Origin of the sequence: Tamlana sp. s12 (genome assembly GCF_016767215.1) — a bacterium.
In the GTDB taxonomy this organism is placed as follows: domain Bacteria; phylum Bacteroidota; class Bacteroidia; order Flavobacteriales; family Flavobacteriaceae; genus Pseudotamlana; species Pseudotamlana agarivorans.
The window spans coordinates 62,678-89,191 of record NZ_CP068547.1; the positions used below are offsets into that span (position 1 = coordinate 62,678).

General features: G+C 35.8%; 20 protein-coding genes. 1 reads left to right on the forward strand and 19 read right to left on the reverse strand.

Features of this window, described 5'->3' with window-relative positions:
- Positions 1-103 precede the first annotated feature (103 nt).
- The 11 genes from argC to ilvD all read right to left on the reverse strand — a co-directional run bounded on the left by argC (position 104) and on the right by ilvD (position 13,282).
- Positions 104-1,081 carry an N-acetyl-gamma-glutamyl-phosphate reductase gene (argC, locus tag JJL45_RS00275; RefSeq protein WP_068601553.1) on the reverse strand — a complete coding sequence of 326 codons (978 nt, stop codon included), beginning with the start codon at positions 1,079-1,081 and terminating at the stop codon, positions 104-106.
- The gene (locus JJL45_RS00280) at positions 1,081-2,259 is read right to left on the reverse strand and encodes an argininosuccinate synthase (protein WP_067144778.1); all 1,179 of its coding nucleotides are present in this window, start codon (positions 2,257-2,259) and stop codon (positions 1,081-1,083) included. The genes argC and JJL45_RS00280 overlap by 1 nt, the downstream gene beginning before the upstream one ends.
- A 31-nt stretch (positions 2,260-2,290) precedes the next feature.
- Positions 2,291-2,863, reverse strand: a complete 573-nt coding sequence (locus tag JJL45_RS00285) for a GNAT family N-acetyltransferase (protein ID WP_202664204.1) — start codon at positions 2,861-2,863, stop codon at positions 2,291-2,293.
- A 1-nt stretch (position 2,864) separates the two neighbouring features.
- Complete coding sequence (locus JJL45_RS00290) at positions 2,865-3,512, reverse strand: GNAT family N-acetyltransferase (protein ID WP_067144780.1); 648 nt, start codon at positions 3,510-3,512, stop codon at positions 2,865-2,867.
- A gap of 477 nt (positions 3,513-3,989) precedes the next feature.
- Positions 3,990-4,493: an azurin gene (azu, locus tag JJL45_RS00295; protein ID WP_068601547.1), complete on the reverse strand. Its 504-nt coding sequence runs from the start codon at positions 4,491-4,493 to the stop codon at positions 3,990-3,992.
- 144 nt (positions 4,494-4,637) lie between these two features.
- Entirely contained in the window at positions 4,638-6,230 is a 1,593-nt protein-coding gene (locus JJL45_RS00300; protein ID WP_068601545.1) for an NADP-dependent glyceraldehyde-3-phosphate dehydrogenase, read from the reverse strand.
- 163 nt (positions 6,231-6,393) lie between these two features.
- Entirely contained in the window at positions 6,394-7,656 is a 1,263-nt protein-coding gene (gene ilvA, locus JJL45_RS00305; RefSeq protein WP_068601543.1) for a threonine ammonia-lyase IlvA, read from the reverse strand.
- A gap of 11 nt (positions 7,657-7,667) precedes the next feature.
- On the reverse strand, positions 7,668-9,143 hold the full coding sequence (ilvC, locus tag JJL45_RS00310) for a ketol-acid reductoisomerase (protein ID WP_068601541.1): 1,476 nt from the start codon (positions 9,141-9,143) through the stop codon (positions 7,668-7,670).
- Positions 9,144-9,160: 17 nt separating this feature from the next.
- Complete coding sequence (ilvN, locus tag JJL45_RS00315) at positions 9,161-9,694, reverse strand: acetolactate synthase small subunit (RefSeq protein WP_068601540.1); 534 nt, start codon at positions 9,692-9,694, stop codon at positions 9,161-9,163.
- A 106-nt stretch (positions 9,695-9,800) separates the two neighbouring features.
- Positions 9,801-11,531, reverse strand: coding sequence for a biosynthetic-type acetolactate synthase large subunit (gene ilvB, locus JJL45_RS00320; RefSeq protein WP_068601776.1), 1,731 nt, complete (start codon positions 11,529-11,531; stop codon positions 9,801-9,803).
- A 68-nt stretch (positions 11,532-11,599) separates the two neighbouring features.
- Positions 11,600-13,282, reverse strand: a complete 1,683-nt coding sequence (gene ilvD / locus JJL45_RS00325; RefSeq protein WP_068601538.1) for a dihydroxy-acid dehydratase — start codon at positions 13,280-13,282, stop codon at positions 11,600-11,602.
- A gap of 628 nt (positions 13,283-13,910) precedes the next feature.
- Between ilvD and metK the strand changes: the two genes are divergently transcribed.
- A complete protein-coding gene (metK, locus tag JJL45_RS00330; protein WP_068601536.1) occupies positions 13,911-15,164 on the forward strand; it encodes a methionine adenosyltransferase in 1,254 nt (417 codons plus the stop codon).
- A 91-nt stretch (positions 15,165-15,255) separates the two neighbouring features.
- Here metK and JJL45_RS00335 read toward each other — a convergent pair whose 3' ends face one another.
- From JJL45_RS00335 to JJL45_RS00370, 8 genes are all read right to left on the reverse strand, one after another.
- A complete protein-coding gene (locus JJL45_RS00335; RefSeq protein WP_068601534.1) occupies positions 15,256-15,801 on the reverse strand; it encodes a hypothetical protein in 546 nt (181 codons plus the stop codon).
- 73 nt (positions 15,802-15,874) lie between these two features.
- Positions 15,875-16,504: a hypothetical protein gene (locus tag JJL45_RS00340; RefSeq protein WP_068601532.1), complete on the reverse strand. Its 630-nt coding sequence runs from the start codon at positions 16,502-16,504 to the stop codon at positions 15,875-15,877.
- A 156-nt stretch (positions 16,505-16,660) separates the two neighbouring features.
- Entirely contained in the window at positions 16,661-17,317 is a 657-nt protein-coding gene (locus JJL45_RS00345; RefSeq protein ID WP_202664205.1) for a hypothetical protein, read from the reverse strand.
- A gap of 2 nt (positions 17,318-17,319) precedes the next feature.
- On the reverse strand, positions 17,320-20,010 hold the full coding sequence (locus tag JJL45_RS00350) for a M23 family metallopeptidase (protein ID WP_082935839.1): 2,691 nt from the start codon (positions 20,008-20,010) through the stop codon (positions 17,320-17,322).
- A 9-nt stretch (positions 20,011-20,019) separates the two neighbouring features.
- Positions 20,020-20,490 (reverse strand): PAAR domain-containing protein, encoded by a 471-nt coding sequence (locus tag JJL45_RS00355; protein ID WP_067144790.1) that lies wholly within the window; start codon positions 20,488-20,490, stop codon positions 20,020-20,022.
- A gap of 177 nt (positions 20,491-20,667) precedes the next feature.
- Positions 20,668-22,119 carry a TolC family protein gene (locus JJL45_RS00360; protein WP_202664206.1) on the reverse strand — a complete coding sequence of 484 codons (1,452 nt, stop codon included), beginning with the start codon at positions 22,117-22,119 and terminating at the stop codon, positions 20,668-20,670.
- Positions 22,112-25,354, reverse strand: a complete 3,243-nt coding sequence (locus JJL45_RS00365) for an efflux RND transporter permease subunit (RefSeq protein WP_068601528.1) — start codon at positions 25,352-25,354, stop codon at positions 22,112-22,114. The genes JJL45_RS00360 and JJL45_RS00365 overlap by 8 nt, the downstream gene beginning before the upstream one ends.
- A 22-nt stretch (positions 25,355-25,376) precedes the next feature.
- Positions 25,377-26,459 carry an efflux RND transporter periplasmic adaptor subunit gene (locus JJL45_RS00370; protein ID WP_068601770.1) on the reverse strand — a complete coding sequence of 361 codons (1,083 nt, stop codon included), beginning with the start codon at positions 26,457-26,459 and terminating at the stop codon, positions 25,377-25,379.
- Positions 26,460-26,514 lie beyond the last annotated feature (55 nt).

Consider the following 26,514-nt stretch of genomic DNA (forward strand, 5'->3'; position numbering starts at 1 on the left):
TAAAACCAACTTCAACACATCTCACAGAAAGCCTTTACTTATCATTTAAGATTTAACCCCTACTCTTTTGCATATATTTCCCTATTCTGGGAAGTTTAGCGACTTAAAAATAAGTCGCCTTTAATCCTAATCCTGTGGTTTCTTCTAAACCAAACATTAAGTTCATATTCTGAACGGCTTGTCCCGAGGCTCCTTTTAAAAGGTTATCGATAATGCTTGTTATTAAAAGCTTCCCTTCATGTTTATGCAAGTGAATTAAACATTTGTTTGTGTTTACCACTTGTTTTAAATGTAAAAAATCGTCGGCTACAAAGGTAAATTCAGCATCTTTATAATAGGATTGATACATGGCCTTCGCATCTTCTACAGAACCTTCAAAATCGGTGTAAATCGTTGCAAAGATGCCTCGTGAAAAATTCCCGCGATTTGGCATGAAAAGGATATCTGAAGCAAAATCACCTTGCAACTGTTTAACCGATTGGTTAATTTCTCCTAAATGCTGATGCGTAAAAGGCTTATAATAAGAGAAATTATTATCACGCCACGTATAATGTGTGGTCGCAGACAATGAAGTCCCTGCACCTGTTGCCCCAGTTACGGCATTAATATGCACATCGTTATTTAGCAAGTTGGCTTCCGCTAAAGGCAAAAGTCCCAACTGAATGGCTGTTGCAAAACAACCAGGATTCGCTAAATAGTTTGCGTTTTTAATAGCTTCTCTTTGTAATTCTGGTAAGCCATATACAAAGGTTTTTCCATTAAAAACTTTATCGGCTTCAAGTCTAAAATCGTTTCCTAAGTCGATGATTTTAGTCTGCTCAGAAAAGGTGTTAGCTTCTAAAAACTTCACCGAATTACCATGGCCTAAGCATAAAAACAACACGTCTACATTTGGATTTACGGTATCTGTAAATTCAAAATCTAAAGACCCTACTAAATCTTGATGTACTTTACTTATTTGATTTCCTGCATTACTGGTGCTATACACAAAGTTCATTTCAGCTTCGGGGTGATGAATAAGTAATCTTATTAACTCGCCTGCTGTGTACCCTGCGCCACCTATAATTCCAACTTGGATCATTATTTTGAATTTACTTGTTGATAGATTTTATTCTGATTACCTAGAATTTTGATAAAGCCTTTAGCATCATCAGCGGTCCATGCTTTGTTCTCCTCACCGTAGCTTCCAAATTTAGCACTCATCAAGTCATGCTCCGACTGAATACCATCTAGTGCAAAGTGGTAAGGTTTTAAAGTTACAAATACATCACCTGTAACTTTATCTTGACTGCTTGCTAAGAAAGCTTCAATGTTTCTCATAACCGGATCTAGGTATTGCCCTTCATGCAAGTGCATTCCGTAGAAACTTGACAAATATTCTTTGTGTTGTAACTGCCATTTGGTAAGCGTATGCTTTTCTAATAAATGATGTGCTTTTATAGTAATAAGCGCTGCTGCAGCTTCAAAACCAACACGTCCTTTAATACCAACAATCGTATCACCAACATGGATGTCTCTACCAATAGCATATGCCGAAGCTAAGTTATTTAGCACTTCTATATTATTTTGAGGCGCATTTTCAATACCGTTTACTGCTACTAACTCGCCTTGTTTGAAAGTTAATTTTACTTTTTCTTCCTCGGTGTGTTTCAATTGAGACGGATAAGCTTCGCTAGGTAATGCTTTGTCAGATGTTAAAGTTTCTGATCCTCCAACACTTGTTCCCCATAATCCTTTATTAACAGAGTATTTTGCTTTTTCCCAGTTCATATCGATACCATTTTCTTTCAAATAGTCGATTTCTTGTTGTCTGGTTAATTTCTCATCTCTAATTGGCGTAATAATTTTGATGTTTGGAGCCAAAGTTTGGAAAATCATATCAAAACGTACTTGATCGTTTCCTGCACCTGTACTACCATGAGCAATATATTCGGCATCGATACTTTTAGCGTATTCAATAATTTCAATCGCTTGAATGATACGCTCGGCACTTACCGATAATGGGTATGAGTTATTTTTTAATACATTTCCAAAAATCAAATACTTCACCACTTTCTGATAAAAAGTAGATACTGCATCAATATTTTTATAGGTCGTTACACCCATTTTGTAGGCGTTACTCTCTATGTGACTAATTTCTTCTTTAGTAAAACCACCGGTGTTTACACTTACGGCGTGCACATCATATTCTTTTGATAAACTTACTGCACAGTATGACGTATCCAATCCACCACTGTATGCTATTACTAATTTTTTCATTTTACTCTATTTATATAACTAATTTTCTATTCTATTTTAACTGACCTATTTCTGAAGCAAAACAGGCATTTACATAATATCTATAATTCAATTCATCACGTAATTTCCCTAATTTCTCAAGCTCTTGTACAAGTTGAGCCGACATTTTTGATAAGGTCACATGGGTCATACCAAGCAACTCATTATACTGATGAACTTTAGGGGTTTGGGCGATTGAAATGAGAAAAGTTTCACTAAAAAACTCGGTCATTCTAGCCATTAACAACAAGCCTAAATTGCAATTTCTATACGTGCTATCCACCCATAATGATGAGCGCTCATATACAAAATGTTCTTTCACCTGATGTTCATGAACAAAGATGTGTCCAATAATCTCATCATCTTTCTTTAAGATAAAACATCCGTTTTCGGCACGTTTTTTAAGCATCTCTACACTTACATAATACAATGTAGGCAATGCTTTAGATCTTTCAGAAATGATTTCTAATGATTTATTGGAAAGTTTGTAAACCAATTTGATTTCGATACCTTCTTTATCGCAAAAGGCTTCAGCCTGTTCTATAAGCTGATCGATTTCAGCATCGATATCTAGTAATGTATTCATTTTAATTTGTGTCATTGTTAGTTTGCCCTGAATCGTTATTCTTTTCAGATTTTAAAAACAGAGCGCGTTTAATTCGTTTTAATCTGGCAAACACACTATTTTTTATAGGCTTAATGTCTTTGTCTTTTGCATGGGGGTCGTATAACATACCCGTACACAAACACATTTTGCGGTTTGTTCGCGTTAAAACGTCATAGTTTTTACAAGTTTGACAACCATCCCAAAAGGTTTGATCGTCGGTTAACTCGGAAAAAACCACTGGTTTATAACCTAAGTCGCTATTCATTTTCATAACAGCAGACCCTGTGGTAATACTAAAAATTTTGGCGTCTGGAAATTTTGTTCTAGAGTGTTCAAAAACCTTGTGCTTGATAAGCTTAGCTAATCCGATACCTCTATAATCGGGATGCACAATCAGGCCTGAATTGGCCACAAATTTACCATGCCCCCACTTTTCGATATAACAAAATCCTGCGAAATTACCTTGATCTAAGGCTATGACTGCATTTCCATTTTCCATTTTAGTAGCAATATATTCTGGGGAACGTCTAGCAATCCCCGTACCCCTAATGGCGGCGGAAGATGCAATGGTTTCGCAGATGATTTCTGCGAATTTCACATGTGACTTATCGGCTATTACAACCTTCATTTCCTAGTATATATTGTTTGTCATTTATTACTCTTTTTTTTAATAGCTGAACTGGACACACCTAGTTCAAAAAATGAAATACACCCTTACGGGCGACGAAAAAAAGTACGGCGCACAGTATGAGTGTTAACTTCTACTAAATTAACCTTATTTTGAAATGCTATGAAATTATTTTTGGACACTATGAAAAAAATTAAAAACTACGTTTTGGGTTTGGGTTTACTCATCTAAATAATTAGAAGCTGCGGCGACGGCGCGCAGACAAACCGGGTGTAGAACAACGTAATGTATTTTTTAATGTTTTCATATCGTAAAATTAAAACATATTGAAGACAATAACGGACTTTCCTAATTTTAATTTTAAAAAATTATTAATATCTCTAATTTTAAAGCCTCAAAATCTCAATCTTTCAATATTTTTTAAAAAACATTAAATGATTAATTATTGAAACCGCTTAAAAACGTAAGAAAACCACTTTATTTCACTATAAATTTACCTTTCATGATCATAAAATGCCCCGGAAAGCTACATAAAAAATCATAATCACCTGATTCTGGGGCGTTAAACTCAATAGTTATAGATTCGCCACCACCAATGAGTTTGGTGTGTACAATTACATCATCTCCATCGTTAGGAATAAATTCTGAGTCGGTTGCCGTAGCAGCTTCGGTACCAAAATCGGTAAGATCCACGCCCTTTTTTAGCAAGACGAAATTATGTCCCATGACGGTTTTCGCCATTTTACCAGTATGAGTCAATGTAAGTCTTACTTTTTCACCTGCATTAACCTCAATTTTATTTTTATTGAACTGCATCCCATCGCTTGCAGTAAGGTCTATAGTTGTTATAGCTTCATCACTAGACCCTGCTTGAACTTCCGTTTGCGACGGACTCTGGCTCTGCTTTTTTTCTTTGTTTCCGCAAGCCATTAAGGTGACGCAAAAAAGAATAATCACTAAGGTATGTTTTGCTGCTTTCATCTATAATATCTTAAAAAGTTACTGCTACGCATTTTTTAAACGATTCAACCAAAGATAATCATATAATAAAAAAGCAGCATTCAATTTCAATTAAGAATGAATGCTGCTAATATTTAAATCAAGCTTTATAGGAAAGACTCTCTTTTATAAAATATAATCGGTACTGATAAAATTCGACGTTTTTCTTTCAAGTAACTCTGTTAAAATGGCATTGTTATACTCATTATCCTTAGAAGCAACAAAAGTTCTAATAGAGAAAGAACGCAACGCATCATGCACACTTAATGTACCTGAAGCCGAATCTTTTCGTCCTGTAAAAGGATAAACATCTGGTCCTCTTTGACAAGAACTATTTAAGTTTACACGACATACTAAATTCACTAAAGTATCGATAAGTGGTGATAGCGTATTAATATTTTTACCAAACAAACTCACTTGTTGTCCGTAATCCGACTCAGCCATATCATCTAAAGGCTCTTCAATATCAGAAAAAGAAATCACCGGAATTACTGGTCCGAATTGCTCTTCTTTATAAACACGCATCTCTTTAGACACCGGATACAATACCGCTGGAAAAATATAGTTCTCGGAGGTTTCACCGCCTTTTTTATTAATGATACTTGCTCCTTTTTCTAGAGCGTCGTCAATAAGTTCTTGAATGTATGCTGGCTTATCCGTTTCTGGAAGCGGCGTTAATTTCACGCCTTCTTCCCAAGGGTTTCCAAATTTAAGCTGATCAACTTTATAAGCAAATCGGCGATTAAATTCTTCAACAACCGATTCGTGAACATACAATACTTTTAATGCTGTACAACGTTGTCCGTTAAAAGACAAAGTCCCTGCAATACACTCATCTACCGCTAAATCTAAATCGGCATCTGGTAATACAATCGCCGGATTTTTAGCTTCCAAACCTAAAACCATACGCAGTCTGTTTCCTTTTGGGTGCTGTGCCTGAAGGATGTTAGCCGATTTACTATTTCCAATTAACGCCAATACATCGATAGCGCCAGATTTCATAATTGGAGCGGCTAATACACGTCCGCGACCATACACAATATTCACAACCCCTTCAGGGAAACTGCTTTGAAAAGCTTCCAATAAAGGTGAGATTAATAAAACACCGTATTTAGCAGGCTTGAAAATTACAGGATTCCCCATAATTAAAGCCGGAATCAATAAGGCAAACGTTTCATTAAGCGGATAGTTATATGGCCCTAAGCACAAAACCACCCCTAGTGGACCACGACGGATATGCGCGTAAACCCCAGAGTTTTTTTCAAATTTTGCAGAAGACCTGTCAATTTGTTTATAAGCTTCAATAGTATCATAAATGTACTCTACGGTTCTATCGAATTCCTTTTCAGAATCTGGCAAATTTTTCCCTATCTCCCACATTAAAAGTTTTACAACTTCTTCACGCTTGGTTTTCATTTGCTCCACGAAGGTTTCCATGCAAGCAATTCTATCGGCTACTTTCATTGTTGGCCACAGCCCTTTACCATGATCGTAAGCAGAAGTTGCAGAATCTAAAACTTCCATAGCCTCTTTCTCACCTAATTGCGGAATAGTCCCTAAAAGTGTTGGTTTATATTCCGATGTTGATGAAATGGTTGAGTATACCTCGGCAGTATCTCCTTCCCAACTTTTCAACTCACCATTTACCAAGTAAGTGGTTTGATGTAGAAGTGATTTAATTTTATAAGCTTCAGGAATCTCTTGAAAAGCTGTTTTCATAATAATAAGTTTATAGTAGTTGTTGTGGTTCGTTTATGTATTTGCAATAAAATCACACTTACATTTTACCTCAAAGTAAACGAAATTTACCTAAATTTAGCAGATAAACCTCTGATATTTTAAGGTATTAAAACGAAAACGATTTCGCTCCACAAAATCAATTTTAGACTAAAAACTCAAATAAATCAGGCTTATTGTTTAAATAATCTCCAAAGAAATTACGCTTTTTCATTCTAGAAATGAGTGGTTCTAGATCTTCTGAAGATTTTAGTTGTACGCCTACTACAGCCGAACCATTTTCGCGATTGGTTTTTTTGGCATATTGAAAGAAGGTAATGTCATCGGTTTCACCCAAAATATCGACCACAAATTCTTTTAAAGCCCCAGCACGTTGCGGAAAATTCACTATAAAATAGTGCTTCAAATTGGCGTATAATAAAGCACGCTCTTTAATTTCTGGTGTTCTGGTGATGTCGTTATTACTGCCACTCACCACACAAACCACGTTTTTGCCTTTTATTTCTTCAGCATAAAAATCTAAAGCCGAAATACTTAAAGCTCCTGCTGGTTCTACCACAATTGCATCTTTATTGTAGAGTTCTAGTATGGTTTCGCAGACTTTGCCTTCTGGTACGGTTACCGTATCATCGAGATTTTCTTTACATATGGCAAAATTTAAATCACCAACACGTTTTACAGCAGCACCATCGATAAATTTTTCAATCTCGTCTAAGGCTGTGTTTTTATTATTTTTAATGGAAACCGTCATGGAAGGTGCGCCTTCAGGCTCCACACCAATAATTTTAGTTTCTGGAGATAAAGCTTTAAATACGGTAGACAGTCCGGAAGCTAAACCACCTCCACCAATAGGAATAAACACATAATCGATAGGATTTTGAGCTTGCTCTAGAATTTCTAGACCCACAGTAGCTTGTCCTTCGATTACTTTTTCATCATCAAAAGGATGAATAAAGGTTTTCTCCAACTGTTCACATTCTAGAAGCGCCGCTTTACTCGCATCGTCATAAGTATCGCCAATAAGTTTGATTTCAATCAAATCCTCACCAAACATTTCAACTTGCTCTACCTTCTGTTTCGGTGTTGGTGTAGGCATAAAAATAGTGCCTTTTATCTTCAATAATTTACAAGATAACGCCACACCTTGTGCATGATTCCCCGCACTGGCACAAACGACACCACAAGCCGATTGCTTAGGCGTTAGTGAACTGATTTTATTATAGGCCCCACGAATTTTATAGGAACGGACTTGCTGAAGATCTTCACGCTTCAAAAACACCTGCGCATCAAACTGTTTAGAATACCTTAAGCTATGCCCTAAAGGCGTAACTGCCGATACGTTTTTAATCGTATCGGCAGCTACCTTTATATCACTTAACTTAGGAAAATATGTGTTTTCCTTGTTCATTGGGATAAGTTTTAAACTATTGGCTTCATAGCCGTCATAGATGATCTTAAGAATTCTCCAACTTTTTCAACTGGATGACTTCTTAATGCTTTATTAACAGCGATAAGTTTCGCGTTATCAACACCTTTACCATTATCTTTAGCATAAGCTTTACCAATCACATCGGTATTAACCGTTTTCATGAAATCAGCTAATAAAGGCTTACATGCGTGATCGAATAAGTAACATCCGTACTCAGCCGTATCAGAGATTACACGGTTCATTTCGTATAATTTCTTTCTAGCAATAGTATTTGCAATTAATGGAGTTTCGTGTAACGATTCGTAGTATGCAGAAGCATCGATAATTCCAGAGTCTACCATAGCTTCGAAAGCCAATTCAACACCAGCTCTTACCATAGCAACCATTAACACACCGTTATCGTAGTATTCTTGCTCTGTAATCTCAACATCTCCAGCAGGCGTTTTTTCAAAAGCCGTTTCTGCAGTTGCTGCTCTCCATCCCAATAAATCTTTATCATCGTTAGCCCAGTCTGCCATCATTCCAGCAGAAAAACGACCTTCGATAATATCATCCATATGCTTTTGGAATAACGGACGCATGATATCTTTTAACTCTTCAGATAATTCAAAAGCCTTAATTTTTGCAGCATTTGAAAGACGATCCATCATGTTTGTAACACCACCGTATTTAAGACCTTCAGTAATGGTTTCCCATCCGTATTGAATTAATTTAGAAGCATAACCTGGCTCGATACCTTCTTCAACCATTTTATCGAAACAAAGGATAGAACCTGTTTGTAACAATCCACAAAGAATGGTTTGCTCACCCATTAAATCCGATTTCACCTCAGCAATAAAAGAAGATGCTAAAACACCAGCTCTATCACCACCAGTTGCTACAGCATAAGCCTTAGCTTGTGCCCATCCTTTTCCTTCTGGATCGTTTTCTTCGTGTACCGCAATTAACGTTGGCACACCAAAACCTCTTTTATATTCTTCACGAACTTCCGAACCTGGCGACTTAGGCGCTACCATGATTACAGTAAGATCTTCACGAATTTGCATCCCTTCTTCAACAATATTGAAACCATGAGAATATGCTAAAGTAGCTCCTTTTTTCATTAAAGGCATAACCGCTTTAACTACATTAGTGTGTTGCTTATCTGGAGTAAGATTTAATACTAAATCTGCTTTTGGAATAAGCTCTTCGTAGGTACCAACTTCGAAACCATTTTCTGTTGCATTAACAAAAGAAGCACGTTTTTCAGCAATAGCAGCATCACGTAAAGTATAAGAAATATCTAAACCTGAATCTCTCATGTTTAAACCTTGATTTAAACCTTGAGCTCCACAGCCTACGATAACAATTTTCTTTCCTTTTAAAGCGTCCACTCCATCAGCAAATTCTGAAGTGTCCATAAATCTACATTTCGATAATTGATTTAATTTATCTCTTAACGATAATGTGTTAAAATAATTTCCCATTTTTAATTTACTTGTTATTATTGATTATTGAATGCTGAAAGCAATTCAGTTATTTTCATTTCTTCTTTGGTTACTGCAATACGTCCAGAACGCACAAATTGCATAATCCCAAAAACATTTAAATCGCGACGTAAAGATTCTATTTCATTTCTTCTACCTGATTTTTCAAGTACAAAAAACTCTTTATTTACTGTTACAATACGCGTGTTACTTTCTTTAATGATGTTTTGAATTTGAGGCTCTTCGAAAAGCAATTCCGACTTAATTTTAAACATACACGACTCGGTAAAAATCGTTTCCTCATCGGTATGGTAATACGCCTTTATGGTTTCAACTTGCTTTTCAATTTGCTTCACTATTTTTTCAGCATTGGTCTTCGTTACATTAACCACAATTACAAAACGATTAACGCCATCAATTTCCGATTGCGAAGTGGTTAAACTTTCAATGTTGATGTGTCGGCGCTGAAAAATAGCTGAGATACGATTTAGCAACCCGATATTATTCTCGGTATACACAGAAATCGTAAATGTTTTTATGTCTTCACTCATGTTTTTTAGTTAGATATTAGAAAAAAGATGATTGTTTTAAATGGCGCTTCCGCGGAAGAACACACTGGCCAGATTCATCTTTATCTTCTGATTTACATGCTTTTTATTAACTTAATCGTACATCTGAAACCGATGCTCCCGAAGGAATCATAGGAAATACATTATCTTCCTTCTCTACACAAACCTCTAAGAAGTATGAATTTTCTGAAGCAATCATTTCCTTAACAGCAGCTTCCATATCCTTACGGTTAGAAACGCGTTTCCCTTCAATATGATATCCTTTTGCAATGGTTACAAAATCTGGATTAGTCATTTCGGTAGACGCATAACGCTTATCGAAAAATAACTGTTGCCATTGACGAACCATTCCTAAAAACTCATTGTTTAAAACCACGATTTTCACAGGCACTTTTTGTTGGAAAATAGTCCCCAACTCTTGGATATTCATTTGAAAACCACCATCACCAATAATCGCAACAACCTCACGGTTTGGAGCTGCCATTTTAGCACCAATAGCTGCAGGAAGCGCAAAGCCCATAGTTCCTAATCCGCCAGAAGTAATATTACTTTTAGACACATTAAAATCGGCATAACGACAAGCAATCATTTGATGCTGTCCTACATCCGATACAATAGCGGCATTACCTTCAGAAGCGATATTAATTTGCTTAATAACTTCTCCCATAGTTAAACCTTCTTTCGTTGGATTAACATCTTTATCGATAACGCTATCAAATTCTATTTGATATAAATCTTTAAACTCCTGTAACCAAGCCTCATGAGAATTTTCATTTAAAGCGTCTAGCAACATGGCCAAACTCTCTTTAGAATTCCCTAGTACAGCTACATCAGATTGTACATTTTTATTAATTTCAGCTGGATCAATATCAAAATGAACCACTTTAGCTTGTTTTGCATAGGTTTTTAGATCGCCTGTAACACGGTCGTCGAAACGCATTCCAATAGCGATAAGTACATCACATTCATTGGTTAATTTGTTTGGTCCGTAGTTACCGTGCATACCAACCATACCAACGTTTAATGGGTGAGAAGATTCTAAAGCCGAAGCTCCTAGAATAGTCCAAGCCGATGGAATTCCAGCCTTTTCAACAACCGCTTTAAGCTCCGCTTCAGCTTCACCTAAAATCACGCCTTGTCCCCAAACAATCATTGGTTTTTTCGCAGCATTAATCAATTCCGCGGCAGCGTTAACAGCATCCTGACTCGTTTTTGGAACAGGCTGGTAACTTCTTACGCCTTTGCATTTTTCGTATTTAAAATCCAATTCTCCAAACTGCGCATCTTTAGTAATATCAACTAACACAGGCCCTGGTCTTCCGCTTTTAGCGATATAAAAGGCTTTAGCGATCGCTGCAGGAATATCTTCTGCTTTAGTAACCTGACAATTCCATTTTGTAACTGGCGTAGAAATACCTACGATATCAGTTTCTTGAAAAGCATCACTACCAAGCAAATGCGATGCCACCTGACCCGTAATACATACCACAGGGGTCGAATCGATTTGTGCATCGGCAATTCCAGTAATTAAATTGGTTGCTCCAGGACCAGAGGTCGCTAGCGCGACACCAACGCGGCCAGAAATTCTTGCAAAACCTTGGGCTGCATGCGCTGCACCTTGCTCATGACGTGTTAAGACGTGATGAATTTGATCTTGAAATTTATATAATTCGTCGTAAACCGGCATAATAGCACCTCCAGGATATCCGTAAAGAATATCAACACCTTCAGCTATTAAAGACCTTACAACTGCTTCGCAACCTGTAATACGCTGTGTTTTTTCTGCCACTTCTTTTTTGTTTAATGTTTTTGTTTCCATAGTTCCCATTATTGAGAGTTCCCATTTATTGAGATTTCCGACTTCACGGAAATGAAAAAATCTACTACTTATGCATCTGTAACACAACCTTTTGAAGCCGATGCTACCGTTTTTGCATATTTATACAAAATACCTTTTTTGTGTTTTAATTCTGGCTGTACCCATGCTGCTTTTCTTTGCGCTAATTCTTCTTCAGAAATTAACACATTAATAGAGTTATCTTCAGCACTAATTCTAATAGTATCTCCAGTTTTAATAAGTCCGATAGCCCCACCAGTTTGTGCTTCAGGCGTAATATGCCCTACCACGAAACCGTGTGTTCCACCAGAAAAACGACCGTCGGTAATTAATGCTACCGATTTCCCTAAACCAGCACCCATAATTAATGAGGTTGGCTTTAGCATTTCTGGCATGCCTGGACCACCTTTAGGTCCGACATAACGAATAACAACGACATCACCTTTAGCAACTTCACCGTTTGAAATCCCTGTATTTGCCGCTTGTTCACCATCGTAAACCACTGCTTTACCTTCGAATAACAAACCTTCGTTTCCAGAAATTTTTGCAACCGCACCTTCTTCAGCTAAGTTTCCGTAAAGGATTTGTAAGTTTCCAGAAGATTTTAAAGCCTTATCTTTAGGGAAAATCACATCCTGATCATCTTCAAACGTTAAGGGCTCTACATCCGCTAAGTTTTCCGCTAAGGTTTTTCCTGTTACGGTCATACAATCACCATGTAAGAAACCTGCATCTAATAAATATTTCATAACTGCTGGCGTACCACCAATACCATGAACATCTTCCATTAAATATTTACCACTAGGTTTTAAATCGGCAATTAATGGTGTTCTGTCACTTACACGTTGAAAATCTTCAAGTGTAAATTCGATATCAGCTGCATGAGCAATCGCTAAAAAGTGAAGTACGGCATTAGTAGATCCTCCAAGGGCGTTTACCAAAGCAATCGCATTTTCGATAGATTTTTTAGAAATGATATCTAAAGGTTTTAAATCTAATTCTAAAAGATTTTTAATCGCACGTGCTGTTCTTTCACTTTCCGATAATTTATTCGGATTTTCAGCAGGAATTGAAGAGTTATAAGGTAATGCAAACCCCATACACTCTATAGCCGAAGCCATAGTGTTTGCTGTGTACATACCACCACAAGCTCCAGCACCTGGAATCGCACTTTTTATAATTTCTCTGTATTCTTCTTCGTCAATTTCTCCGGCTACTTTTTGTCCTAGAGCTTCAAAAGCAGAAACAATATTTAATTTACGTCCTTTATATTTCCCCGAAGCAATAGTTCCACCATACATCATAATAGACGGACGGTTTAAACGTAGCATCGCAATTACGGCACCAGGCATGTTTTTATCGCATCCTACTACAGAAACCAACGCATCATAACTTTGTGCATTCATTACAGTTTCAATAGAATCGGCAATAATATCACGAGAAGCTAAAGAGTAATTCATCCCTGAAGTTCCCATTGAAATACCATCACTAACACCAATAGTATTAAATCCTAAACCTACTAGACCAGCTATATTACACTCTACTTTAACCTCATCTTTCAATCCGTTTAAGTGCATGTTACACGGGTTCCCATCATAGCCTGTACTAGCAATTCCAACTTGAGCTTTGTTCATATCCTCATCCGTTAATCCTACGGCATATAACATGGCTTGAGATGCTGGCTGCGATTGATCTTGCGTTAGCCTTCTACTATGTTTATTAAGTTCTTTCATATTTATTGCAAATAATTTTATGCTTTTTCTTAATTTATGTCACAATCCTAAGCTTTTTAGACTTTTCAATAAAAACTCTTCAAAACCCAAAATAAGATTCGAAAGTAATTTATTAAGGCCTCAATTCACTTAACCTTGATTTTTTCTAGTTAAATTCACAATCACAAAAAATAATTCAATATACTGATTTACAGCATTTTAAATCGATATTTTTATGATGTTCAAAAATGAAAAAAAGTGCATAAAAAAAGCCTTCCGTTTTGGGAAAGCTTTTTAATTTATATGTTTTAAATTATTGCATTCCCTAGCCTTGTGAAATAATCACAATAACAATAATAGAAATGACTTGTATAATTTGTTTTCTCATCTTGATGAAACAAATATTCGAAATTAATATGTAACCACCAACATATTTTGTTTAAAAAATAAAAAAGCCATGTTCATTTTCTTTTATTTTTTTACTTTTGCGGCACAAAACAACAGAGGAAAGATTTGACTGATTGCAACCTCTTTGTGTTAAACGGAATTTCATAAAATACATGAAACACCTTAACCCAAGAAAAAATGCTAAAGGCAGTGTAAACTTCCTTCGACGTTATCGTCAAATCTTACTATAATTTAAATTATTATGGCTTATTTATTCACTTCGGAAAGTGTTTCTGAAGGGCATCCAGACAAAGTAGCAGATCAAATTAGTGACGCTTTAATAGATAATTTTTTAGCTTTTGACACCGATTCAAAAGTAGCATGTGAAACCTTAGTAACAACTGGACAAGTAGTACTTGCGGGAGAGGTTAAATCGACAACCTATTTAGATGTTCAAAAAATTGCTCGTGACACGATTAATAAAATTGGATATACTAAAGGTGAATATATGTTCGACGGAAATTCATGTGGTGTATTATCTGCTATTCACGAACAATCGGAAGACATTAACCAAGGTGTAGATCGTGGTAGTAAAGAAGAGCAAGGTGCTGGTGACCAAGGGATGATGTTTGGTTATGCGACTAATGAAACGGAGAATTTTATGCCGTTAGCCTTAGATTTATCGCATTTAATTTTAAGAGAATTAGCTGATTTAAGACGTGAGAACAACGAGATTACTTACCTAAGACCAGATTCTAAAAGTCAGGTAACGATTGAGTATGATGATGATAACATCCCACAACGTATTGAAGCTATAGTGGTGTCTACTCAGCATGATGATTTTGCTGATGACGAAACGATGTTAGCGAAAATTAGAAAAGATATCGTGGAGATATTAATCCCACGTGTGATTTCTAAACTTCCAGAAGCGATCCAAAAGTTATTTAATGACGATATTAAATACCACATTAACCCAACTGGGAAATTTGTAATTGGTGGTCCTCACGGTGATACCGGATTAACAGGACGTAAAATTATTGTAGACACTTACGGCGGAAAAGGTGCTCATGGTGGTGGTGCTTTCTCTGGGAAAGACCCAAGTAAAGTTGATAGAAGTGCCGCTTATGCTACCAGACATATAGCCAAAAACTTAGTTGCTGCAGGTGTTGCCGATGAAGTTTTAGTACAAGTAAGTTATGCCATTGGTGTTGTAGAACCTATGGGTATTTTTATTGATACTTATGGTACTTGTCCGTTTAACATGACCGATGGTGAAATCGCGGAAAAAGTAAGTCAGATTTTTGACATGCGTCCGTTTGCTATTGAAGAACGTTTAAAATTACGTGCACCTATTTACAGTGAAACCGCAGCTTACGGTCACATGGGACGTAAAAATGAAACGGTTACCAAAACCTTTACCCAGCCACAAGGTGATAGTGTAACCCTAGACGTAGAATTATTCACTTGGGAAAAACTAGACTATGTGGACCAAGTAAAAGCCGCTTTCGGATTGTAAATTCGAGTAGTTTTTAGATTGATATATTTAAAAGCCCTGCAGTTATTGCAGGGCTTTTTATTTAGACATAAACAAAGCCTCCCTACAATTTTTATTGTTTTGATATTTCCCCTGATTTAGTAATTGTATACTTTGAAATATTTGCCTGTGTTATTTCTCCATACTCAATAATTTCTTCTTTAACTTTTATATTAAACTTATCATCAATAGAGAAAGTCTCTTTTTTGAAATATTCATTTTCATTACCAGGCTCATACCATTCACTTTCAATAATGAGCTTATCAACAATCTTATTACTTGCATTAATAACTTGCAAACTAACAACATTAAAATCACCGCAAATATCTTGACTAATAATAGCTTTATTTGATTTTTCAAACAACAAATAAAAATTTGGCGATTCTACTCCATCACAAACAAAACTTATAAGATTAATAGGAGCATTCGTCTTATCGAATGCTATTTTTTTTAATTTTTCATTGTAATTATTACTACCTACAATTTCTCTTTTAACCAGAATCGTATCTTTAACAAATTCATGCCCTTCTTTAGCCGAATTATCTGTAGAGGAAGTGGGACTTTCATTATTGGTTTTACACGAAAAGCAAAGAAGTATTATTAAGATTATTTTTTTCATAAATTAAATTAATTACTTTAAGAATCACTGGGGATTCAATGTTATATATATCTGAAGTTCATGAAATTTTTATTTAGTTTTCTTCCAAAATTATCTTACCACTATCATTCACTATATAACTAGACCAATCGACAACATTCACTCCAGCTTCATCAATGTTAAATTTTAATATCCACAAATAATTACCCTCTAAATAAAAGTATTTGTTTTTTTGGACTAAAGCCTCTATATAATTTTCATAGCTATATATTCTAATTGAATCTGTGAAAACGTCACCTTTCTTTAATATTAAATTTTTTATAATAAAATTATCAGCGTCAGATGTCTCTTTAGATTGCCTAATATGATAGCTTATGTTATTAAAATTTTGAATTTCCTTATCATCGATGCTATTTAAATTTTCATAGATGAATTTTATTTTAAAGAAATTACATTTGCTTTTGTAAGTGTCAGAAATTTCTAAATCCCCGTTCGAAATACATGTTGCGTTAATTTGATTTATAAAATTTCTATCCGAAATTAAAGAATCTCCAACTAATAAAGTTTTCTTTTTCTTAGAACTTATTGTGTTTTTTAATGTACTAGGAATAGTTTGACTATTAAAGCTAAGAGTAGTGTTTTCTAATTTATTGCTATAAGGCACTATGAGTGCGACCACACCAGTAATAGCTACTATAACAAGAATAAATAGAGAATTTTTCATAATTATTTTACTATTTCACGCGATCAGGAATTATGATAATTTCAACATTTTCCAATATGCCTTTTTATATCTTCCGTATTTTATTCTTTTTTATCACTAAAGAATTCAGCACTACATACTTCTTGATATTAATTTATACACATTGTAAAACATTACCTAATAATACCTTTTATTGAACCCATCTAAATAAGTAACTCTCCATGTATTATTTTCTTTTTTGACTTCCATTGGATAACTAAAACCATTACTCCATTTAGTGTTTAGACCCCAATTCCAAGTCAAACTAACCTTATTACTACCTATTACTTTAATATCTTTTATCTGTATATCATTCCAATAATAATCATTAGGTGTGTCTTGACAATGACACCACTCATTTACACCTGTACCAAAAGGAGGATATTCCCCTACTACCCAGTCATAATCGTATTCTTTATTTTTGACTTTTTCATCAATTTGCTCAAGTACTTTTCGATAAGAAGCAATAAAAATATCAGAAAACATACCGCTTTTTTTTAATAATTCTTTGTTATCTTCATAAATATCCCAATCAATACCAATATACTTTTCCCCATTTTGATCTTCAACTCCGACATCAAAATAATATGCTATATTTTTTTCATTCCATTCATAAACATTTCTGACTAGCTTCTCTATGAGTAAGCTATCATCCTTTGTGATTGCATATGATATAACTACGTGTTTATTCTCAGTTACCTCTATTCCTTTATTAACATCATCATCTTGTTGCTTTTTTTTGTTACAACAAATTAATAAATTGACTGAAATAACTATTAAAATTATTTTTTTCATAATTACCATCTATATATATTGAAACTAGGTTTAAACGCCCTATAGTCTCCTCCTGCCCAGAACCCTCTTTGTTTGAAATCTGATATCCATTTCTCTCCATCGTACATTTGAATATGACCGTATTGATGAGTCTTTATTACTCCTTGGAATGCAACAAACACAGCAATATCTCCTTTCATAGGTGCATATTCTTCTAAATTAGAAATATCATCCAACAAATAGAACTTTTTCTTCCTCAAAAAGGTGTCATAATCTTTTGCAGCACCAGGAGTCTTACCAAGTAAACCGTTTCGCTCTAGACTAAAACCAGCTTCCAGTGCGTACCTTACAAACCTCCCGCATTTCCCAAGAGGTTTCGGCTTGGCATTTTCTTGTAATTTTTTAACTGCTAAATCTATGTTATACCCAGATCGAATACCATATTTCCCAACAACCATCTTCATCTGCTCCACAAAAGCAATGGGATGAAAATGATACACTTTCGAGTCTTTTGGAAATTGTCGTTTTATACGTTTTTCTTCAAGTAAATCAAACTCCCAACCTAGTTCCATTTCCTCTTTAGTTGGCAAACCAAAATTTCTATATTTTGAACAAGTAAAACTATTATTATAAATATAATCTTGCCTACGTTCTGTAACTGGAACCAACTCTCCTGATTCAATTTCATCCCAAAAACATAAGTTGTCGATCTTATCTTTTAAAACAGAAATTTTATCTTCACGTTGCTTTTCGAGCTTTTGCTTTTTCTCAAAATCCTCTTCTTCATTAATACCTTTTTCGAAAAGACTACATAATTCTGTTTCAAATTCAGCAATTTTTTTTCTCATATTCCACTCACTTTCATGCTTACAAATCAGCTTGGATATGGATTCTAATTGATCTCTGTTTTGCATGACTTGTTGTAACTCGAAATTAGACAATACCTGATCTGCATTGGTATCGGCTTGCTGCCAAATTTGTTCTACGAAAGCATGTGGACTACTTTTCTCCACAAATTCCCCAAACATGTAAAAGTATTGATCACCAGTATTATCGAGGACCTTCCAACCGAAATCTGACCAATTATACGGCGTCTTTTCTATAAGTTCACTTTTTTTAATCCAACCTTCAAGGTCACCTGTTTTTATTTGCCACCATTCCGTGTTTTGATCATCTCTGGTGACAGCAACTTTTCTGGCTTGAGACGTTTTTTCCACGAGAACATCTTTATTCTTCAAATCGGGATTTGTGTCATAAACCTCATTAATATTCAAGGTTAAAGTCACCCATTCGCCCGTTTTACCCGTGACCATACTAGATTTCACCCAATACTTTTCACCTGATCTATTCATTTTATAAGCGACAACTCTGTCGTTACCAATGGTCTCTTTATAATACAATCTAGATTTATCATTAGGAAGTACATTTTTCATCTGAAGGTTTATTTCTTCGAAAAATTCGGGTATTACAGTATAATGATTATTGTGATACACCAAATGACTCCTTTTAATTACACCACGAACATTTTCAAATCCTATTTGAGTATAACCTCCATCAGATTCATAAATTTTCACTTTAGTGTTGGCTTTTAAAAAATTACATGGCTTGGCTGCTTGAAGAACTTTACCTTTTGCTACTTCAAAAGTCGATTTATCTTTATCTTTTGTATTATTAATAAACTCAGAAAGATTAGCATCGTCTGTAAACACTTCTAAATGCAATGCATTATAAGCATTACGGTTTTCAGAGTCATACTTTCCAAGACCTCCAATAATTTGTCCTGCCGTTATAGGCATATCGTCATTTACTACCTTATTTAATTCTACACCATCCTTTATTTTTTTTCTAATACTTGTAAAGTCTTGAGCTAACACAAAATGATTAATGTTTTTAATTTTGTACCAATTTTTATTTTTTGTGAATTCTATATCCAGTTCAACATCTTTGCATTCCATACCTATATAGTTACCTTCAATACCGTCGAACAGCATAGTTCCTTTAGAGGTTTCCGAACCAAAAACATTAAGCTCCTTTGCTTTATAATGATCTATTTTAACATACCCATCAACCTCTTCAGTTAAGTAACCTTTATATACACAGAATACTTTATTGTTATAAGAACAAAAAACATATGAAGGATTACCACACATCCAATGCTCTTCTGGAAGGCATATATCATACTCCATTTTCAGCTTGGTTCCTTTAGCAAAAAAATGGGTTTCTTTTTTCTGTTTTTCAAAAATTTCAGGGATATACTCACGAACTTTCAATCCCATTTCCCTAGAATTCAATTTTGTTTTTACAACATACTTTGCATACAAATCGGGAATGTTTTCCCCTGCTTCACTCGCTTCCATTTCTATTTTAGGCTGTAAGTGCATATACAAGCTATAAAATCGGAGTTTTACTTTTTTAGGCGTTTCAAAATCATGTTGGATGAGAATAAAACCGTTGGAGTATTTAGCATCGGTGCTATACTTTTCAAGAATATAATCTTCTGGAATGCGGTAAGCTATAATACGACCATCGGCAATGGCTCTTACTTTAGTGCCTATACCTTCAAGATGAATCCCACCATGCCAAGTATTATGAACACCTAAAGGAAAAAATCCCGCTCGGTTATAATGTCCGAAATAACGCTCTATCGTTTTGGACTTATCAGCTTCGGTAGCAGCATTGGCATACTCAGGGAGAATAGGATAATCTACTTTCATTGGGTTTTACTAAATACTAAAATCGACTTCAACTAAATAACCACGCTTCTTAGAAGCTTCCTGATTTCTCTCAGCAACTTTAAGGCTTTCACCCTGACCAACAACGACAGATTTTAAGCGGTCAATTGTGCTAATTTTAGGAAATGGAATTTTTTCGGCAGGCAAGACCTTTGATGGTTCCACCACACTGCTTCCGATTAAAATATTAGCTTCTCCCATAACCACAATTCCCCCGTGAGCCGATGAATCCCCCACGCAAGCCATAGGTTTACCATTTATCAAAACCGAGGGGTTCCCAGAAATAATAGTATCAGGGCCACCTACACAAGTACATAAACTACCCAAAGTAGCTGCAGGTTTACTATTAAACAATACATTAACCTCTCCTTTAATTACGGGTCCGCCCACATGAGGCGTCGTACCACTACACATGGGACACGTATGATGACTTCCTAAAGTTGCGGCTGGTTTTCCAGGCATGATTTATACATTTGATAGATTTGAATCGCTCAAATGTAAGTATATTTCTATAAATGTAAGATTATACGCATGTGTTTTTTTGTGGCCATCTATTTTATTGTATAAAAAAAACCCTCCTAAGCATAACACTTAAAAGGGTTTACATAAAACCAATTAATAACTATAAAGGCAAAACGTTTAGTTCCAACCACCTCCAAGAGCCCGATACATATTAACCATGGCATTCATTTGTTCTTTTTTGGTTTCCACCAATTCAAACTTAGACTCCAAAGCGTCTCTTTGAGTTAACAGCACTTCCATATAATCGGCTCTTGCCGATTTAAAAAGCGTGTTAGAAATTCCAATAGAACGGGTAAGCGCATCTACTTTCTTTGATTTTAAATCGAAACTCTGTTCTAAATTACTAATATTAGAAAGCTGATTGGCAACTTCTAAATAGGCGTTTAAAACAGTACGCTCGTAATTAAAAACGGCCTGAATTTGTTTGGCACTTGCATTGTAGTACAGTGCTTTTATTTCATTTCTATTGATTAATGGTCCGGCAATATCGCCTACCAAAGAATAAATTAAAGATGCCGGAGTTTCCAATAATAATGAAGGATCAAATGCATCGAAACCTACACCCGCTGAAATACCTACCGAGGGATAGAACCGAGCTTTAGCTACTTTAATATCTAATTTTGCAGCTTCCAATTCTAACTCGGCCTCTCTAATATCTGGACGATTATCTAACAACTGTGCTGGCACACCAACCAAAAACGTATCTGGAACCAAATCGTAAAAAGATTCTGAACTACGTTCAATTGGCTGCGGATAACGCCCTACTAAAAAATTAATTTTATTTTCAGTTTCGGTAATCTTCTGCTGAATATCGAATTTCAAACTCCTAGTATGCCATACTTCAGCTTCAAACCTACTAACTGCGAGTTGTGTTACTCGAGCTGCAGCTTTTTGTAGCTTAACAATTTCTAAAGCGTTACTTTGAATCTTGATGTTCTCCTGAACAATTGCCAATTGATTATCAAGGGTAAGTAATTCGTAATATGAATTAGCAATTTCAGCAACTAAATTAGTTACTAGGAAATTTTTACCCTCAACAGAAGCAATATAACGTTGGTAAGCCGCTTTTTTAGCATTGCGCAATTTCTTCCAGATATCTAGCTCCCATCTGGCTTCAAGTGCGATACCATAATTTCCTAATGGCTCTGGAAATTCTTTACCTGGTTTAATATCGTTATTCGCATCACTAGCACCTTGACTGGTATATCGACCAACTTTTTCAACTTCGGCACCAGCACGTATGTCTACAAAAGGAAGATATTCTCCTTTTTTAGCTCCTACTTCATTCCTTGCCATTTCAACTTCTTGCAAGGTAATATTCAACTCTTGGTTATTCTTAAGGGCTTCTTCAATAAGTGCACTCAAATAAATATCAGTAAAAACGTCATTCCACTTCACCCGTGCTGTATTTACGGTATCCAATGTTTGGTTTTTAAACTGATTAGGCACAGCCTTATGTTCTTGCATAACTTCCAAAGAAGGTACACAAGAATAAAGGCTTGTTAGCAGAATAACGCCAAGAAAAACTGTTTTTTTATACTGGCGCACCATGGCTTTTTTCTTATTCATCTTCTGATTTTTTAGTTATTTTTTTCAAAAGCTTTTTAATTTTAGAAAGCTCTGTTTTAACCTCTATATTATTTTCACTAGCACGCATAAACTCTTCTGAGACGGTTTCTACTTTCTCGTCTTTTATAAGCGTGCGTCCATCTGCCATTTTTGCAAAAATGTAGTATAACCCAGGAATAACTAATACCCCTAGAAGCGTACCTATAAGCATGCCACCCATGGCCGAACCACCAATGGTCCTGTTTCCAATAGCGCCTGCCCCTGTGGCTATCACCAAAGGAATTAACCCTGCTACAAAGGCAAAGGAGGTCATTAAAATTGGTCTAAACCTTACTTTGGCACCTTCTATTGCGGCCTCAAGAATGGTTGCCCCTTCAATCCGTTTTTGTACGGCGAACTCAACAATTAAAACAGCATTTTTACCCAATAATCCGACTAACATGATGACCCCAATTTGAGCATACACATCGTTTGCAAGCCCCATCAATTTTAATAATAAAAAGGAACCAAAAACTCCAACTGGTAGTGATAGAATAACAACTAAAGGCAACAGAAAGCTTTCATATTGCGCTGCTAATACGAGGTACACGAAGATTAGAACCACCATGAAAATATATAGCGACTCATTACCTCTTGAAGCTTCATCGTAAGACAGTCCTTCCCATGCAATATCATAACCTCTTGGCAATTTTTCTTTCGCTACTTCTTGAATGGCCTTAATCGCATCACCGCTAGTAAAACCTGCTGCCGGAAGTCCCCTTATGGCTGCCGAGTTATAGAGATTATATCGCGTAATCTCATTAGGCCCTAATGTTTTTTCCATGGTCATGAATGACGAATACGGCACCATTTCACCATCTTCATTTTTAACAAAAAGCTTTTCTAAATCCGATGGCATACCTCTATATTCTGGAGCCGCTTGTGTATAAACCTTGAAGAACCTACCATATTTAATAAATCCTTGTTCATAGGTACTACCAATTAAAATGTTAAGATTTTCCATAGCTTTCCCTATCGAAACCCCTTTTTGCATAGCCACCTTATTGTTAATTTTTAATTTATACTGTGGATAATTAGCAGCATAGAAAGTGAATAATCCCGCTAGTTCTTTACGCGCTCTTAAAGCATCCATAAACTGCGTATTGATATTCTCAAACTCATGATAGTCGGTGGAGTTTGTTTTATCAAGTAAGCGTAAGGCGAAACCTCCCGAGGATCCAAACCCTGGTACCGCTGGTGGTTCGAAATATTCTATTACAGCACCTAGGTCTTTAGTTTCCTCCTCCAATTCTTCCATGATTTCATGAACAGAATGATGACGTTCCGACCAAGGTTTCAAGTTAATCAAACAGGTTCCTGCGTTAGAACCACGACCTTCGGTCATAATTTCGTAACCCGCTAAAGAAGACACCGACTCTACACCTTCAGTCTCTTCACAAATTTTTTGAAGCTTGTGAGCCACCTCGTTGGTACGTTCTAGAGTAGCTCCTGGTGGTGTTTGCACGATAGCATAAATCATCCCTTGATCTTCATTTGGAATAAAACCTGCTGGAAGCACTTTATTGGTTAAAAATATACCTACACAGAAGGCTATTAATAGTCCAAATGTAATGACACGACGGTTTACAATAACTTTTAAAACCTTCACATATGCACCAGTCAGGGTATCAAATTTGGAATTAAACCAATCGATGAACCTGTTTATAGGTGATTTTTTCCTTGGCTTTCCATGATTATTCTTTAACATCATAGCACATAATACTGGCGTTAATGTAAGTGCTACAATGGCCGATAAAATAATGGCACCAGCCATAGTTATTGAGAATTGACGGTAGAATACCCCCACTGGACCAGACATAAAAGCTATTGGAATAAACACCGAAACCATAACCATGGTTATGGCTAGAATAGCACCACCAATCTCGCCTAAAACAGCATAAGCCGCTTTATAAGGTGAAAGGTTCTCTTCCTCCATTTTAACATGGACGGCTTCAACGACGACAATGGCATCATCAACCACAATACCAATGGCTAAAACTAAAGCGAAAAGAGTAATAAGGTTGATTGACAATCCAAAGAGCTGCATAATAAAAAATGTTCCGATAAGCGAAACGGGAACAGCAATAATTGGAATGAGGGTCGATCGAAAATCTCCCAAAAATAAGAATACCACGATGGCTACCAATATAAAGGCATCGCGTAGGGTATCGATAACCTGTTCTATGGAGGCATCTAAAAAGTTAGAAACATCATAACTTATTTTATAATCTACATCGGGAGGTAAATCTTCTTTAAGTTCTTTTAATTTTTCTTTTACAGCATCGATAACATCACTACCATTACTTCCAAAAGTTTGTTTCAACACGATAGAAGCCGATGGTTGTCCGTCGAGATTGGAATAAATATCAAAAAACTCACTTCCTAATTCGACATCGGCAATATCACCTAATTTCAAAATTTCACCTTCTTCGGTAGCCTTAATGATAATATCTTTATACTGTTCGGGTTCATTATACCGCCCTTCGTATGTTAAAACATATTCTAAGGACTGTGCTTTTTTACCTGAGCTTCGTCCTAAACGGCCAGGCCTAGCAATAATGCTTTGCTCATCCATAGCTTCAAGAACGTCTTCTGCTGAAACTTTATAAGCACGCATACGATCTGGTTTTAACCATACACGCATGGCGTACTTACGACTTCCTAGAATTTGAGCACTTGCAATACCTTTAATTCTTTGAATTTCGGGTACTATTTTAGTGTAGGCATAATTATAAAGAAATTTCTCGTCGTTATCCTTTTTCTTACTATACAGATTGACATACATTAACATACTCGGCTGCACAGGAGTGATAACCACACCCTCTCGCTGAACCAGTTCTGGCAGTAAAGGCATGACTTGATCGACCCTAGTTTTCACCCTGACTACGGCTTGATTAGGGTCTGTTCCTGGTTCAAAAATTATACGTAACGTCCCTTCACCAGCACTGGTGGCATCCGAAGCAATATAACGCATATCTTGTACGCCGTTAATTGCTGTTTCTAAAGGAATTAATGTGGATTTAACGAGCACATCGGCACTCGCTCCTGGATAGGCAATAAATATATTAACAGTCGTTGGAGCGATTTGGGGAAACTGAGAGATAGGCAATCGATTTATTGCCAATAACCCTGTAAATACAATGATTACCGATATGACAATAGCCAACACGGGTCTTTTTATAAATTTACTAAACATCTTGTTATTTTATAAGGGATTATTACTCAGCGTACATTTCTAAGTGCTTTATAACGGTATGGCCATCTTCCACTTTATAATGGATTTTTTCTCCATTTTTAACCATACGAATACCTTCTAACAAAATCTTATCTTGTACAGAAAGTCCTTGATCGACAACAAAAAGTTGAGGTAACTCACCTCGAAGTGTGATTTCTTGTTGTTTTACTGTATTGTTCTCATCGATGACAAAAACATATTTTTTGTCTAAAACTTCGAAGGTTGCTTTTTGAGGGATGATAATAGCATCTTTAAATGGCACTTCCATAAGAATACTACCGGTTTCACCATGTCGTAGAATGCCTTCTTCATTTGTAAAAACGGCTCTAAAGGCAATGTTTCCTGTTTGATTATTAAATTCACCCTCTATAGTTTCTACAATACCTTTATGAGGAAACACCCGATTATTAGCCATTAACAGACTAACTTCTTGGTCCTTATTTCGGTCTATATTGGTAATAAAATCTAAATATTCAGCTTCCGACACATTGTAATACACCCACATTTTACTGTTATCAGATAAAGTCGTAAGCAGTTCGCCTTCATCTAAAAGACTACCGCCTCTAACATGTAAATGCCCCATAATACCATCAAATGGTGCTTTAATATTTGTAAAACCTAAATGGGTTTGCGCTAAAGACACTTCAGCATTTGCTTTCTCTAGTTTTGCTTTAGCCATGTTTAACTCATTTTGAGAAATCACATCCTCATCGGCTAACATTTTTGTGTTTTGGTATTCTATCTGAGCTACATCGGCCTCTGCTTTAGCCTTTTGTAAATCGGCTTGATAGACATTCGGCATAATATCGAACATTTTTTGTCCTTTTTTAATGGACTGGCCTTCATCAACATAAATGGTTTTTAGATAACCTTTTTCTAATGCTCTTACTTCAATATTTCTAATGGAATGGATTTGACACACATAATCTTTAGTTATTGTGGTGTCTATTTTTATCGGATTTGTAACTAAAAACTCGATTTCCTTTTCGTGTTTTTTCTTTTCCGATTGGCAACTTGTGCTTAATAATAGCATACACAAGCCCGCCAAAAGAAGACTCTTTTGTATCATAATTAAAATATAAAATATTTGGGTTTTGGTTTGTTTTGAGAAATGTAAACAC